Source organism: Alteribacillus iranensis (assembly GCF_900113025.1).
In the GTDB taxonomy this organism is placed as follows: domain Bacteria; phylum Bacillota; class Bacilli; order Bacillales; family Marinococcaceae; genus Alteribacillus_A; species Alteribacillus_A iranensis.
The window spans coordinates 46284-62058 of sequence record NZ_FONT01000009.1 but is presented as its reverse complement, the minus strand read 5'-3'; the positions used below and the strand labels follow the sequence as shown (position 1 = coordinate 62058).

14 protein-coding genes, 1 rRNA gene and 1 other annotated feature are annotated in these 15775 nt (G+C 41.8%); all 15 genes read left to right on the top strand.

Annotated features, from left to right (window positions below):
* Window positions 1–201 precede the first annotated feature (201 nt).
* The 15 genes from rrf (at window position 202) to rlmB (ending at window position 15775) form a co-directional block, all read left to right on the top strand.
* Window positions 202–318: ribosomal RNA gene (gene rrf / locus BM095_RS15145) — 5S ribosomal RNA — on the top strand.
* A 560-nt stretch (window positions 319–878) separates the two neighbouring features.
* Window positions 879–1595: an MgtC/SapB family protein gene (locus tag BM095_RS15140; protein ID WP_091663777.1), complete on the top strand. Its 717-nt coding sequence runs from the start codon at window positions 879–881 to the stop codon at window positions 1593–1595.
* Between the two features lie 132 nt (window positions 1596–1727).
* The gene (locus BM095_RS15135; protein WP_091663773.1) at window positions 1728–2192 is read left to right on the top strand and encodes a CtsR family transcriptional regulator; all 465 of its coding nucleotides are present in this window, start codon (window positions 1728–1730) and stop codon (window positions 2190–2192) included.
* A gap of 25 nt (window positions 2193–2217) precedes the next feature.
* Complete coding sequence (locus BM095_RS15130) at window positions 2218–2751, top strand: UvrB/UvrC motif-containing protein (protein WP_091663770.1); 534 nt, start codon at window positions 2218–2220, stop codon at window positions 2749–2751.
* 2 nt (window positions 2752–2753) lie between these two features.
* Window positions 2754–3824: a protein arginine kinase gene (locus BM095_RS15125; RefSeq protein WP_091663767.1), complete on the top strand. Its 1071-nt coding sequence runs from the start codon at window positions 2754–2756 to the stop codon at window positions 3822–3824.
* Window positions 3825–3846: 22 nt separating this feature from the next.
* On the top strand, window positions 3847–6297 hold the full coding sequence (clpC, locus tag BM095_RS15120) for an ATP-dependent protease ATP-binding subunit ClpC (protein WP_091663764.1): 2451 nt from the start codon (window positions 3847–3849) through the stop codon (window positions 6295–6297).
* A 387-nt stretch (window positions 6298–6684) separates the two neighbouring features.
* Window positions 6685–8091, top strand: a complete 1407-nt coding sequence (gene radA / locus BM095_RS15115) for a DNA repair protein RadA (protein ID WP_091663761.1) — start codon at window positions 6685–6687, stop codon at window positions 8089–8091.
* Window positions 8092–8258: 167 nt separating this feature from the next.
* Window positions 8259–9350, top strand: coding sequence for a PIN/TRAM domain-containing protein (locus BM095_RS15110; protein WP_091663759.1), 1092 nt, complete (start codon window positions 8259–8261; stop codon window positions 9348–9350).
* A 149-nt stretch (window positions 9351–9499) separates the two neighbouring features.
* Complete coding sequence (ispD, locus tag BM095_RS15105; RefSeq protein ID WP_091663786.1) at window positions 9500–10219, top strand: 2-C-methyl-D-erythritol 4-phosphate cytidylyltransferase; 720 nt, start codon at window positions 9500–9502, stop codon at window positions 10217–10219.
* Window positions 10197–10676, top strand: coding sequence for a 2-C-methyl-D-erythritol 2,4-cyclodiphosphate synthase (gene ispF / locus BM095_RS15100; protein ID WP_091663757.1), 480 nt, complete (start codon window positions 10197–10199; stop codon window positions 10674–10676). The genes ispD and ispF overlap by 23 nt, the downstream gene beginning before the upstream one ends.
* Before the next feature lie 23 nt (window positions 10677–10699).
* The gene (gene gltX / locus BM095_RS15095; protein WP_091663783.1) at window positions 10700–12163 is read left to right on the top strand and encodes a glutamate--tRNA ligase; all 1464 of its coding nucleotides are present in this window, start codon (window positions 10700–10702) and stop codon (window positions 12161–12163) included.
* Between the two features lie 16 nt (window positions 12164–12179).
* Window positions 12180–12413, top strand: a binding site (T-box leader).
* A gap of 120 nt (window positions 12414–12533) precedes the next feature.
* A complete protein-coding gene (cysE, locus tag BM095_RS15090; RefSeq protein WP_091663754.1) occupies window positions 12534–13205 on the top strand; it encodes a serine O-acetyltransferase in 672 nt (223 codons plus the stop codon).
* Window positions 13202–14605, top strand: coding sequence for a cysteine--tRNA ligase (gene cysS, locus BM095_RS15085; protein ID WP_091663752.1), 1404 nt, complete (start codon window positions 13202–13204; stop codon window positions 14603–14605). The genes cysE and cysS overlap by 4 nt, the downstream gene beginning before the upstream one ends.
* A 2-nt stretch (window positions 14606–14607) precedes the next feature.
* Complete coding sequence (locus BM095_RS15080; RefSeq protein ID WP_091663749.1) at window positions 14608–15033, top strand: Mini-ribonuclease 3; 426 nt, start codon at window positions 14608–14610, stop codon at window positions 15031–15033.
* Complete coding sequence (gene rlmB / locus BM095_RS15075; protein ID WP_091663746.1) at window positions 15026–15775, top strand: 23S rRNA (guanosine(2251)-2'-O)-methyltransferase RlmB; 750 nt, start codon at window positions 15026–15028, stop codon at window positions 15773–15775. Before BM095_RS15080 ends, rlmB begins: the two co-directional genes overlap by 8 nt.

The window sequence follows — 15775 nt, the reverse complement described above, 5'->3', positions numbered from 1 at the left end:
CTGAGGTGGAAGCGTGGCAACACGTGCAGCTGACAGATACTAATCGGTCGAGGGCTTATCCAACGCAAAGGATGAGGCGCCTCGATACACGCTCTTTATGTTCGTTATCCAGTTTTGAGGGAACACTTGCACAGGATGTGCTGGCTTCTGCGTTACAAACAGGACGTTTGTGTTCTTAGCAGAAGACCCTTTGACCATAAGTCTGGTGACGATAGCGAAGAGGTTCCACCCGTTCCCATGCCGAACACGGAAGTTAAGCTCTTCAGCGCCGATGATAATGAAGGGGCGACCCTTTGTGAAAGTAGGACGTTGCCAGGCAAGAGAGAAAGCCGTCAGATTATGATCTGGCGGTTTTTTTGTGTTTTCTCGTTAGCTAGACCTGCCCGTTAGAAATCTCTCCAGTTAATGAGACAATGATCAGGAAAAGCATTGGCGAGGGAAAATCCTCTTATTTTGCTCTCTATAAATATGGCTGGTGCTAACTCTAGAGCAAGAAGATAATTATAGATAAGATAAAGTCCTTCTCATTCATAATTGTTTAATAAAATTGAAAAGTATGAGAATATAGTTACATCTCTTAGTTTTTTCAAATGATAAGTAGCGGGTTGATACTTTATTTTAAAAAATTTACCTTATTGTAAGATGCTTTTAAAATGTCATTCCACATTCATAAATAGTATGCCTACGCATTCAAAGCGGACGATGAAGCAATTTATAGTATTATTTCCAAACTTTAAAGGGCTTGGAAGGAAAAAATAGAAGTCTTATATATGTTTCAAAACGGGTACATATACAAGAAGGGAAAACTCGCTTTCCTTCGACAAGATGGTATGATACCTCTATCCATGACATAGATAGAAAAAGGGGGGAGAAGATGGATGGAGTGGGAGATAAGCGCATGGTTGAATGATGAATCTTACACGATTTTAACGCGTATTTTGTTAGCAGCATTTTTAGCCGGAATTATAGGGATTGAACGTGAATACAAGCGTCATCCCGCTGGCTTCAGGACACATATGTTAGTTGGAGTAGGAGCATGTCTGGCTATGCTTATGGCTCTTTTTGGGTTTCAAGATTATTTGTATGCTAACGAAGATTTCGTGAGATATGACCCTTCTCGGCTTGCTTCTTATGTAATTAGCGGGGTTGGATTTTTGGGAGCAGGTACCATTATTGTCCAAGGAGTGTCTATAAAAGGACTGACTACTGCTGCCTCCATTTGGGTAGTAGCAGCGATCGGTTTAGCAGCAGGCGCTGGCATGTATTTTGCCGCTGTCATTACAACGATTATTGTTTTACTTAGTCTGTTTTTCTTAAATAATGTGGATCGCTTTTTTAAAAACGATTTACCGGAAAAAATTGAAATAACGGTAGATAAACGATCTATTACGTTAGCTTATCTGCTTGATATTTTAGAAGACAACGGCATGCAGATCCAGAAAGTTCGGGCTGCTACGGAGCTGGATGACGGTAAGCAGGTTTTTTATGTTATTTTTTTTAAGGCTCCTAAAACACTAGATCAAACAAGTTTTTACGATAACCTATTGAAAACTAAAGGTGTTGTTAATTTGGAAATGGATTTAACACGGGAATGATTTCTTTTATGTTGGCTAAAATGAGTAATGCTTTCTGCTTGCAATACAGAAGAAGGTGTATTATATTTATAGTCAAATATAGTCAAGGTCAAGGGACATCTACTTCTTTTTAGTGGAGGGGAGGTCATTCTCTTGAGGAACATCTCGGATATTATTGAGCAGCATTTAAAAGAAATTTTAACGAATAGCGAGAAGGGGCTTATCGAAATAAAACGAAGTGAGCTGGCTAAGCAATTTGAGTGTGTTCCCTCGCAGATTAATTATGTTATTAGTACTAGGTTTACTACAGAAAAGGGATATATGGTTGAAAGTAAAAGAGGGGGAGGGGGATACATTCGAATTTCAAGAGTGAAAATTGCAGACCATGCGGAACTGGTAGATCAATTATTAAAGCTAGTAAAAGAAGGAATTGATCAAGTCACAGCCGAAAGTATTATTATGAGATTATTCGAAGAAAAGGTTATATCTAAAAGAGAAGCTAATATGATGCTTGCGGCAACCGATCGGAACATTTTATCCTTAAAGCATTCAGAAGATCGTGACTTACTCCGAGCAAGGGTGCTTAAAGCCATGCTTAGCAGCTTGAGATTTAAATAGAGACGGCTGAGGAGGGAGAGACAACGTGCTTTGTGAAGAATGTCAAAAGAGGCAAGCAACACTCCACTTTACTAAAATCATAAATGGACAAAAGAATGAAATGCACCTCTGTGAGGAATGCGCGAAAGATAAAGGTGAAACATTTCCTAACTGGAATAGTTATTCTATACAGGACTTATTGTCTGGACTTTTACATTTTGAGCAGCCAAAAAATGGAGTACGTTCGTCGTCAAAAGCTCCTACACCATTAGTTTGTAATAATTGTGGGTTATCTTATGATAGATTTACTGAAATCGGTAAATTTGGTTGTTCGGAATGCTATAGAACTTTCAGTACGAAACTGGATCCTATATTCAGGAGAGTACATGGAGGAAACACTCGGCATGCTGGTAAAATTCCGAGAAGAGAAGGCGGCAAAATAGAAGTAAAAAGGAAAATCGAAGAGCTGCGCACTCAGCTGCGTCGTCACGTAGAATCGGAAGAATTTGAAGAAGCTGCCAGACTGCGGGACGAAATACGACATTTGGAGTTTAATATGCAAGACGGGGAGGGAGAATGATAATGTCTCTGGAACGTTTTATTTCACAAGCGATCAGTCCGTGGATGAAGTCAGGACCTGACCCGGATGGAGACATCGTAATTAGCACAAGAATACGACTTGCTCGCAATTTAGAGCATTATCCCTTCCCCATTATCGCTTCAGAGGAATCATCCCAGACTTTACTTCACTACGTGTCAAGAGAACTGGCTCAACGAAAATATGATTCGATCGGCGCGTTGGAACTGATCAAAATGGACGATCTTTCGCCTAACGAGAAAAGAATGCTAGTTGAAAAGCATTTGATTAGTCCATATCTTGCTGATAAATCAAAACATGGAGCAGTACTACTTAACGAAAATGAATCTGTCAGCATTATGATAAATGAAGAAGATCATATACGTCTCCAATGCCTGTTTCGAGGTTTTCAGTTGAGTGAAGGATTAGTTCTCTCCAATGGGCTTGATGATTGGATAGAGGAAAAAGTCACCTATGCCTTTGATGAATATAGGGGCTATTTAACGAGCTGTCCTACAAATGTGGGAACAGGAATGAGAGCTTCCGTGATGATGCATTTGCCGGCATTAGTCATGACAAAGCAATTAAATCGTATTTTACCTGCTATAAACCAGCTTGGATTAGTTGTACGGGGTATTTACGGGGAAGGCAGTGAAACACTCGGAAATCTCTTTCAAATTTCAAACCAAATGACACTTGGAAAATCGGAAGAAGATATGGTAGAGGATCTTCGGGGAGTCGTAATGCAGCTCATCCAGCAAGAAAGAGCAGCACGGGAGAAGTTATTACGTGCCTCAAGAATACAAATGGAAGATAAAGTTTATCGATCTTTCGGAATCTTGGCGAACAGCCGGGTGATGGACTCCAAAGAAGCTGCAAAACGATTATCCGATGTTCGACTTGGAATTGATATGGATTTAATACAAGGAGTATCGGGTAATATCTTAAATGAGTTAATGATTTTAACTCAGCCTGGTTTTCTCCAACAATATGCTGAAAGTACACTCGCACCAAATGAAAGAGATATCAGGAGAGCCGCGTTAATTAGAGAGCGGTTGATGTTAGAAAACGAATAGTAAAATATGGAGGTGCACGTCTATGATGTTTGGACGGTTTACAGAACGAGCGCAAAAAGTACTAGCTTTAGCACAAGAGGAAGCAATTCGACTAGGACATAACAACATTGGAACAGAACATATATTGCTTGGTCTCATTCGCGAAGGAGAAGGGATTGCGGCAAAAGCCCTGCAAGCCTTAAATCTTGGTTCCGAACAAATTCAAAAAGAAGTAGAAGCATTAATTGGCAGCAGTCAGGAAGGCTCGAAAACCATTCATTATACACCAAGAGCCAAAAAAGTTATCGAGCTCTCTATGGATGAAGCGAGAAAGCTTGGCCATTCTTACGTAGGAACAGAGCATATATTGCTTGGATTAATACGCGAAGGAGAAGGAGTAGCGGCACGTGTCCTTAATAATCTAGGCGTCAGCTTAAATAAAGCACGTCAGCAAGTTCTCCAATTGTTAGGTAATCATGAATCATCTGGCGCCGGACACCAGCAAGCATCCGGTGGAGGGTCTGCTAATGCGAATACTCCAACTCTAGATAGCTTAGCTAGAGATTTAACAGCAGTGGCAAAAGAAGAGGGATTAGATCCTGTTATTGGAAGAAGTAAAGAGATCGAAAGAGTCATACAAGTGTTGAGCCGGCGTACAAAGAATAACCCCGTTCTTATTGGTGAACCTGGTGTTGGTAAAACAGCAGTCGCAGAAGGGTTGGCGCAAGCGATTGTTTCGAATGAAGTGCCGGAAACGCTGCGTAATAAACGCGTGATGACATTAGATATGGGCACGGTCGTAGCCGGCACGAAATATCGTGGTGAATTCGAAGACCGTTTGAAAAAAGTGATGGAAGAAATACGTCAAGCAGGCAATGTTATTCTATTTATAGATGAGCTCCATACTCTTATCGGTGCCGGTGGGGCGGAAGGAGCAATTGATGCTTCTAATATTTTAAAACCATCTTTGGCACGTGGAGAGTTACAATGTATCGGAGCTACTACATTAGATGAGTACCGTAAGTATATCGAAAAGGATGCGGCGTTAGAAAGAAGGTTCCAGCCTATCCAAGTTGATGAACCAACGAATGAAGAATCAATACAAATTCTAAGTGGCCTGCGAGACCGCTATGAAGCACACCACCGGGTGACCATTACAGATGAAGCGATCGAAGAAGCAGTGAAGTTATCAGATCGGTATATTTCAGACCGTTTTCTCCCTGATAAAGCGATTGATTTAATTGATGAAGCAGGTTCCAAAGTGCGCCTTCGTTCTTACACAGCTCCGCCTAATTTAAAAGAACTGGAGCAGAAACTCGAGGAAACAAGGAAAGAAAAAGACGCAGCTGTACAGAGCCAGGAGTTTGAAAAAGCAGCTTCTTTACGTGACAGTGAGCAGCGGTTAAGAGAAGAACTCGAGAAAATGAAAAATGAATGGAAAGAAAAGCAAGGCCAGGAAAATACAGAAGTAACTCCTGAGGACATCGCTCAGGTGGTGGCTAGCTGGACCGGAATTCCTGTATCCAAGCTTGCAGAAGAAGAGACTGATCGCTTGTTGAAAATGGAAGATATTTTACATGACCGTGTTATTGGTCAAGAAGAGGCTGTTAAAGCTGTATCCAAAGCCATTCGTCGTGCACGCGCTGGGTTAAAAGACCCGAAACGTCCAATAGGCTCCTTCATATTCCTCGGCCCTACTGGAGTAGGGAAAACGGAATTGGCAAGAGCAGTATCGGAAACATTGTTTGGTGATGAAGATTCTGTCATTCGTATAGATATGTCTGAGTATATGGAGAAGCATGCTACGAGTCGTCTTGTTGGTTCACCTCCAGGATATGTTGGATATGAGGAAGGCGGCCAATTAACGGAAAAAGTTCGCCGGAACCCGTATTCAGTCATATTGCTGGATGAGGTAGAAAAAGCACATCCGGAAGTATTTAATATTTTACTTCAAGTATTAGAAGATGGTTTCCTTACTGACTCAAAAGGACGTCGAGTAGATTTTCGAAATACGGCAATCATCATGACTTCTAATGTGGGGGCAAGCCTCTTAAGAAGAAGTAAGTCTGTTGGTTTCGCTACCCAAAACGAGGAAGAGAATTTCCAAGATATGCGTGACAAAGTGATGGGTGAACTGAAGAATACATTCCGCCCTGAATTTTTAAACCGGGTAGACGAGATTATTGTCTTCCACAGCCTAGAGAAGAAGCATATTAAAGAAATCGTTTCTTTAATGGCAGAAGAATTGAGAAAGCGTCTATCGGAACAAGGTATTGACTTTGAATTAACAGAGGAAGCGAAAGAAAAAATTTCGGATGAAGGCTTTGACCCTGAATATGGAGCTCGTCCACTGCGTCGCGCGTTGCAGCGCCATGTCGAGGATCGTCTTTCGGAAGAATTGCTCCGTGGAAGTATTCAAAAAGGAGACACAGCTATCATTGATACCGAAAATGGTGAATTTGTCGTCCGCGCAAAATCAGGAGCCAATGCTTAATTAAAACAATCAAGCAGGAGATTCTGTAACTACGTACAAGTGCTGTCCGAGTGGAAGAATACATCTTCTTGGACAGCTTCTTGTGCATAGGATGGAATTCGACAGTTTTCGCCAGCGTGAGTGAAGAGAGCGGCTATTATTATATCTCATTCGACAATCTTCCGTGCTTTTGTTTACAGATAAGGTAAATAAACATTTTTAGCGGTCGTTATCTAGCCTCAGTGCCCAGCCGCACAGGAGGATCAGAGGTGATTGATCTTTTGCTGAAATTGACACGTTATGTGTGTGAGGCAATAGTCATCATAACTTGTGCAAGTTAGGGCGCTTGCGTTTTTCCTGTGGTCAACTTTGAATGTAGTTTGCATAAGGTAGAGAGAGGGAAAATTTATGGCGAAGCAAAAAACAAAATTTGTCTGCCAGGAATGTGGTTATGAATCGAGAAAGTGGATGGGACGATGTCCTGGCTGCCAAGCGTGGAATACAATGGTGGAAGAATTAGAAACATCCTCTAAACCGAAGAAGGGTGCTGTAGCAGCTGCACGTTCTTTTGGTGAACCTGGGGCGAGAAAACCTCAATCGATCACAAAAGTTACCGGGGGCGAGGAACCGAGAATCGATACCTCTCTTCCAGAATTAAATCGGGTACTAGGAGGAGGAATGGTTCCAGGATCACTTGTATTAGTGGGAGGGGATCCAGGAATTGGTAAATCGACGCTGCTTCTTCAAGCGTCTGCCTTATTAGCCTCAAAATACCATAATGTGCTTTATATATCTGGTGAGGAATCATTAAAACAGACAAAACTCCGTGCGGACCGAATGAATATTAATGAAGAAAGTCTTTACCTCCTCGCTGAAACAAATATGGCACTTATTGAACGAGCCATTGAAGAAATGAGCCCGTCTTTGGTAGTGATCGATTCTATTCAAACGGTACATCATGACGACATAACGTCAGCTCCCGGCAGTGTTGCTCAAGTGAGGGAATCCACATCTATGTTCATGAAATTGGCTAAAAGTCGCGGGATCGCTATATTTATAGTTGGTCACGTGACGAAACAAGGTTCAATTGCTGGTCCAAAAATGCTCGAACATATGGTGGACTCGGTTTTATACTTTGAGGGAGAACGTCATCATACTTATCGGATTCTAAGAGCTGTAAAAAACCGTTTTGGTTCAACAAACGAAATAGGAATCTTTGAAATGAAAGAGTACGGTTTGCAGGAAGTAAAAAATCCTTCGGAAATTTTTTTAGAAGATCGCACAAAAGGTACCTCCGGATCTATTGTGGTGGCATCGATTGAAGGGACCAGGCCGGTTCTTGTAGAAGTGCAAGCATTAATAGCCCCCACGAGCTATGCTAATCCAAGGAGGACCGCAACAGGGATTGATCATAATCGTATTGCCTTGCTTATGGCTGTTTTGGAAAAACGGTTAGGCATGCTGCTTCAAAATCAAGATGCTTATTTAAATGTAGCTGGAGGTGTGAAGCTAGATGAGCCTGCGATAGATTTAGGTCTAGCTGTAAGTATCGCATCCAGTTTTCGGAACTACACAACCGACCCAGGGGATGTCGTTATTGGGGAAGTCGGACTTACGGGGGAAATTAGGCGTGTAGCACGAATAGAAGAGAGAATTCAAGAGGCAGCAAAGCTTGGTTTTACTCGAGCCATCATACCAGCTAAGAATTTAGAGGGATGGACACCTCCGGGGGAAATAAAAGTAATTGGCGTAACGGAGCTGGAGGAAGCATTAGAGGTCGTTCTTCAAGGACGGGTCGCACCTGATAATTGGTAAAATGTTACAAATAGTTCACGAATTGATAAAAAAATCATTAAAACTATGACTTTTTGTAAATACTTTGCTACATTTGTTTTACGGTGAGGACTTAACAATTGTTTAAGGTAATATAGGGTTTTTAATTAACAGGAGATGTCTATACTGGAGAAAGGAGGTGCTGACGCGTGTTAAAAAGGATTGTTCAATTATTTTTTATATTGGCTGGAACAACACTAGGATTCATCTTTATACCGGAATTTATATCATTATTTAATTTTAATTCAGTTCCAGGATGGCTGGGCAGCCCATATATAGGGGCCATTCTTGGCGCAGCTTTGATGTACTTTGCTACGTTCTGGCTAGCAGATTACATTGTAAATGGAATGAAGCTAATGGAAGAAACAATTGTTAAGGCACCAGTAGCAGATGTTTTGTTTGGTACTCTTGGATTAGTTGCTGGTTTAGTGGTTGCATTTTTAATAAGTATTCCTCTTAATTCAGTGAGCTTTCCTGTCATCAGTTCTGTTTTACCGATATTCGTAACATTTTTTCTTGGCTATTTCGGTTTTCAGATTGGATTTAAAAAACGAGATGAGTTAATGAATTTATTTCCAGCAAGCCGGGCAGCGATGAAAAAGAAAGAAGAGACCACCCCTACTTCAGAACGTCCAAAAGTTAAAATTCTTGATACAAGCGTGATCATTGATGGACGTATTGCCGACATTTGTCAAACAGGGTTTATCGAAGGAACTCTTGTCATTCCAGGATTTGTACTCGAGGAACTACAGCATATTGCTGATTCATCGGATGTGCTGAAACGTAACCGCGGCCGTCGTGGGCTTGATATCTTGAAACGTATCCAAAAAGAATTGCCGATTAAGGTAGAAATATACGAAGGCGATTTCGAAGATATTCAAGAGGTAGATAGTAAGCTTGTTAAGTTGGCAAAAATCCAAAACGGGATGGTTGTCACCAATGATTTTAATTTAAATAAAGTATGTGACTTGCAAGGGGTGGATGTTTTAAATATTAATGACCTTGCAAATGCCGTGAAGCCTGTAGTCCTCCCTGGAGAAGAGATGAACGTTCAGGTCATCAAAGATGGGAAAGAACAAAACCAAGGCGTCGCTTACCTGGATGATGGAACGATGATCGTAGTGGAAGGCGGTCGAAGTCATATCGGCAAAACAATAGATGTAGTAGTAACAAGTGTGCTGCAAACGAGTGCAGGCCGAATGATATTTGCAAAACCAAAACTAATGGAGAAGGCATTGTAATGGTAACAAACCCCTGCCGGTGATAACATCCCACTGACCAGGGGTTTCTTTCTTTTCTGAGAGAAACTCTTCCAAACGTTGCCTCTGTATAGGGATAACGTGTATGATAAAAGAGCTTACGATAAATATAAAGGATAAGGATTTGAATGATGGAGTATAGTGTGATTATTCCAGCAGCCGGCCAAGGCAAGAGAATGAAAGCAGGAAAAAATAAACAATTTCTTACCATAGAAGGACAACCGCTTATTGTCCATACTGTAGCCATTTTTGCGAATGATCCTGTTTGTAAACAGATCGTAGTTGTTGCAAGTCCATCCGACCTTGCCGATATGGAAGATTTGCTTGATAAGTGGAGGCTAAAGAGTGATAAGGTTACCATTGCCTTAGGAGGAGCAGAGCGGCAGGATAGCGTATATTCCGGCTTAAAAAAACTAGCCACTCCTACTACTGTCATTCTCGTCCATGATGGGGCGCGCCCTTTTGTTACGAGAAAAGATATCTACAAGCTGACCGAAACTGCTTACGAAAACGGAGCCGCGGTACTAGGCGTTCCCGTAAAAGATACTATAAAAACAGTAAGCGATGGGATGATACAACAGACGCTGGATCGTAATACATTATGGGCGATTCAAACACCGCAAGCATTTCATTATGACATGTTGGTAAAGGCTTATGAAGAAGCCAATAACACTTCTTTCTATGGTACTGACGATGCAAGTCTGGTAGAACGGCTAGGCAGTAGAATACATATCACAGAAGGAAGCTATGATAACATTAAGATTACAACTCCAGAAGATATACCGGTAGCGAAGGCAATATTAAACAAACGGAAAGAGGAACAAAAAAATGAGGATAGGACATGGATTTGATGTACATCAACTGACAGAAAACCGTCCATTGATAATTGGCGGGATCAAAATAGATCATCCGAAAGGCTTAATGGGTCATTCTGATGCCGACGTCTTACTTCACGCTGCATCCGATGCCTTATTGGGAGCTGTCGGCAAAGGGGACATTGGGAAGCATTTCCCAGACACCGATCCAGCATACAAAGGTGCTGATTCTGCACAACTGATGAGAGAAGTTTTTACAATGGTGAAGAAAGAAGGATGGCAGCTAGGTAATATGGATTGCACTATATTAGCCGAAAAGCCTAAAATGGCACCATACATTCACGATATACGTCAATCGATAGCTAGTATCCTAGACGCAGACCTTACGCAAATTAATGTGAAAGCAACCACTACTGAAAAATTAGGATTTACTGGGAGAGAAGAAGGAATCGCCGCGCATGCGGTAGTACTGCTGCTCCCTAAAGAAGAATAGATAAATAAATGGAAGGTGTTATCATGAGTGAAGAAGTAAGGGTTCGGTTTGCTCCTAGTCCGACAGGACATTTACATATAGGAGGAGCGCGGTCAGCATTATTTAACTATCTGTTTGCAAGAAGCCAAGGCGGCAAGTTTATCATTCGTATTGAGGATACAGACCAAGCAAGAAACATCGAAGAAGCGACAGATAAGCTGCTTGACAGTTTGAAATGGTTAGGTATTGATTGGGATGAAAGCATCGATATCGGAGGGCCTCACGAGCCGTACCGTTGCATGGAACGTATCGATATCTACAAAGAATACTTACAGAAGCTATTGGATTCAGGAAAAGCATATTATGATTACATGACGGAAGAAGAGCTTGAAAAAGAAAGACAAGAACAACTTGCCCGTGGAGAAGCTCCTAAATACAGCGGGCGAGACCGTGATCTCACAGAAGAACAAAGACGAGAATATGAACAGCAAGGAATTAAACCGGTCGTTCGATTTCGTGTACCGGAAGGGCAGAGTGTCTTAATTGAAGATGCCATACGTGGGGATGTTACGTTTGATACCGATGATATAGGTGATTTTGTCATTGCGCGTAAAGATGGCATTCCTACTTATAATTTCGCTGTAGTAGTAGATGATCATCTAATGGGAATTTCTCACGTCATTCGGGGAGAAGAGCACCTTTCAAACGCTCCGCGACAGGCTTTGGTGTTTGAAGCATTTGGCTGGGAAAAGCCGATGTTTGCACATGCTTCTCTTATTTTAAACCCGGATAGGCAAAAAATGAGTAAGCGAGATGAATCCATTATTCAATTCGTCGAGCAATATAAAGAACTCGGTTACTTACCAGAAGCGTTAGTTAACTTTCTTGCCCTTCTAGGGTGGTCTCCAGTGGGGGAAGAAGAGATTTTTTCTATCAAGGAATTAGAAGAGCAATTCTCGCTAGAAAGAGTGTCGAAAGCACCGGCTATTTTTGATACAGACAAGCTTGCATGGATGAATAACCAGTATGTCAAAGAAGCAGATGCAGAGAGGTTAACGAATCTAGCTATTCCGCATCTTCAAAAAGAAGGCCGTCTTCCGGAAGAGTTAACCGAGGAACAATATGAGTGGACGAAAAAGCTTGTTAGCCTCTATCAAGAGCAAATGCACTACGCGGCAGAAATTACTGAATTAACATCATTGTTCTTTAAAACGGAAATAGATTATAATGAAGAGGCGAAAGAAGTATTGAGCGGTGAACAAGTACAAGAAGTGCTGGAACACTTCTCAAAAGAGCTGGAAGAACTTTCAGCATTTGAGCCTGCTGAAATAAAAGCAGCTACCAAAGCTACGCAAAAAGCGACAGGCCAAAAAGGGAAAAAGTTATTTATGCCTATACGCGTAGCAGTCACCGGGCAAACGCATGGCCCGGAACTGCCGCATGCTATCTCTCTTTTAGGAAAAGAAGTAGTACAGACACGCTTAAGACAGGCAGTAAATCAATCATAATTATTAACATGATAAGTACAAATCATAGAAGGGAAAAAGTAGGGATACGATTCCTGTACAGAGAGAACCACGGATGCTGAGAGTGGTTTCTGGACACGTATTCTGAACATGCCTCCCTGAGTTCCCTGTTGAACGAGTGAGTAGGCAGGGGCGGTTGGCAGCCGTTATCTGTCAGGAGAGAAAAGGGGAATTGTCTATACCGATAGCCCTTTTAAACAGAGTGGAACCGCGCCTATAAAGCGTCTCTGTGCACAGATCGTGCATGGGGCGCTTTTTTTATACGTGAAGAAATAGAGACAGATCCTTCAAAAAGAAAATATGTACGTATATTTGTTTTCAGTGACGTGTGAAAGGGAGAGGAGTGAGTAGAGTGTGGAAGACATTTAAAAATGATATCAACGTTGTATTTGAAAGGGACCCGGCGGCAAGAAGCAAGTTTGAAGTCATTACGACCTATTCAGGCGTTCACGCGATATGGGCACATCGTATCGCTCATTGGATGTGGAAGAGAAAAATGTATTTTCTCGCTCGGCTGCTTTCACAAATCAGTCGTTTTTTTACAGGTATCGAAATCCATCCGGGAGCGGTGATAGGTCAACGGTTATTTATCGACCACGGGATGGGTGTAGTAATTGGAGAAACATGTGAAATTGGAGACGATGTGACAATTTATCAAGGAGTAACGTTAGGTGGGACGGGAAAAGAGAAAGGGAAGCGCCATCCAACGATTGAAGATAACGTGTTAATTGCCTCTGGAGCTAAAATCCTCGGTTCTATGACCATCGGAGCCCATTCACGTATTGGAGCAGGGTCGGTCGTATTAAAAGAGGTACCTCCAAATTCTACCGTAGTCGGTATTCCTGGAAAAATTGTCGTTCAAGACGGGGTAAAAGTGAAACAGGACTCCCTTGCTCACCATATGTTACCGGATCCAGTTAATGATAAATTTAATGAATTAGAAAAAGAAATAGCCTCACTAAAAAGGGAGCTCGAAGCATACAAAAATAATATCAAGCATGAGGAAAGGATAGATAAACGATGAGTATTCATCTCTATAACTCATTGACTCGTAAAAAAGAAAAGCTTGTCCCCCTGCAGGAAGGAAAAATTAAAATGTATGTGTGCGGTCCCACAGTTTACAATAATATTCACATTGGGAATGCACGGCCAGCCATCGTATTTGACATGGTCAGGCGTTATCTGGAGTACCGAGGCTATGATGTATTTTTTGTTTCTAACTTCACAGATGTCGATGACAAAATTATTAAAGCAGCGAGGGAGCTGAAAGAAGAAGTTCCCAAAGTAGCAGAGAGATTTATCCATGCTTATTTCCAGGATACAGAAGCATTAGGAGTGAAAAAGGCGGACCTGCATCCACGGGTGACAGAGACGATGCCAGATATCATTCAATTTATTGAAGCTCTTATCCAAAAAGGATATGCATACGAGGCAGAAGGAGATGTCTATTTCTCTACTAAGTCCTTCAAAGAGTACGGAAAATTATCATCGCAATCCATCCATGAATTGCTTTCGGGGGCGAGGGTGGAAATAGGCGAAAAGAAACAAGATCCTTTGGATTTTGCGCTCTGGAAACAAGCAAAAGAAGGTGAAATTTCTTGGGATAGCCCTTGGGGGAAAGGTCGGCCAGGATGGCACATAGAGTGCTCCGCTATGGTGAAAAAGTACCTGGGAGACACAATCGACATACACGCTGGAGGACAAGACCTTGCATTCCCTCACCACGAGAACGAAATTGCCCAATCGGAGGCGCTAAATGGCCAGGAAATGGCAAAATACTGGATGCATAATGGCTATATACAAATTAATAACGAAAAGATGTCGAAGTCACTAGGTAACTTTGTATTGGTTAAGGATATAATAAAAAAACACCGGCCGGAAGTCGTTCGTTTTTTCATGCTTCAAGCTCATTATCGGAGCCCCTTAAATTTTAATGAGGAATTATTAGAAAGTGCGAAGAATGGCCTTGAACGTATTCAGAGTACGACTGATAATTTGAAACACCGCTTAGCACATAGTGCCGATTTAGGGGGAGAAAAAGAAGAATGGGCAGAGAAAGTAAAAGAGCATAAAGCTGACTTCATCAAAGAAATGGACGATGATTTTAACAGTGCGAATGGAATTAGTGTTCTGTTTGACCTTGTGAAAGAGGCAAACAAATATTTACAAGAACAACAGTCTTCTAAAGAAGTGTTACAGTTTTTTATTCATACTATTCGTGATATCGGAGCAGTACTGGATATTCCAATTGAGACAGAAGAAGAAATAATGGATGCAGAAATAGAAACACTGATTCAAGAGAGAATCGAAGCGCGAAAAAATAGAAACTTTTCTCGAGCGGACGAGATAAGAGACATGTTAAAAGAGAAAGGGATCATTCTTGAGGATACTCCACAGGGAACCAGGTGGAAAAGGGAGCAGTAATCATGATTAGCAAACAATCGTACGGTAAAGTAGATGTTAAGCAGCTTAACGCTCTTGCTTTAGCATATATGGGGGACTCTGTGTATGATTTGTATATCCGCCAGCATCTCATCTTATCGGGCAGAGTTCGCCCTCACCTCCTTCATCGCAGTGCAGTTACGTTTGTCTCTGCTTATGCCCAAGCAAAGGTGTTACATACATTAATCGAAGAAAATTGGCTGACGGAAGAAGAAGAAGCAGTGATGAGGCGTGGGAGAAATGCCAAATCAGGCACTATTCCCAAAAACACCGACCAGGGAACATACAGGTATAGTACTGCATTTGAAGCCGTGATAGGATATTTGTATCTCTTAAATAAAGAGAAACGTCTGGAAGAGATGATTTCTTATGCAATTGACATCATAGAGAGGAATGAGAAGAATGAGTGAAGAATGGATATCCGGTAAAAATCCTGTGCTTGAAGCGATGCGTTCTGGCAGGTCAATCAATAAGATTTGGGTAGCAGAGGGAGCAAGCAAAGGACAGATGAAGCAGGTATATCAGCTGGCAAAAGAAAATGGAATTATCATACAGCAAGCTCCCCGTAAAAAACTGGATGAACTCTCTAATTCTCAACATCATCAAGGAGTGGTTGCTTCTGTTGCTGCTTATCAATATGCAAACATTGAAGATATGTTAGAAGCGGCTGCTAGGAAAAAGGAAGACCCTTTTATCATTTTGCTAGATGAAATTGCCGACCCCCATAACCTTGGTTCTATTTTACGGACTGCTGATGCTGCTGGTGTTCATGGAGTAATTATTCCAAAAAGACGGGCAGTGGGTCTTACTCAGACGGTAGCGAAAGCTTCTACTGGGGCCATCGAGCATGTCCCGGTGGCTCGGGTGACTAATATAGCCAGGACGATGGATGAACTGAAAAAACAAGGGCTCTGGTTTGTTGGAACCGATGCCTCTGCTGATGATGATTTTAGATCGTGGTCGGCGGACATGCCGATAGGGCTGGTGATCGGCAGTGAAGGCAAAGGGGTGAGCCGACTAGTTAAAGAAAAGTGCGACATACTGTTAAATATACCCATGGTCGGCAAGGTAACATCTTTAAATGCTTCTGTTGCCGCTAGTTTGTTAATGTATGAAGTTTACAGGAAGCGCCACCCTTTAGGAAGTGAATAA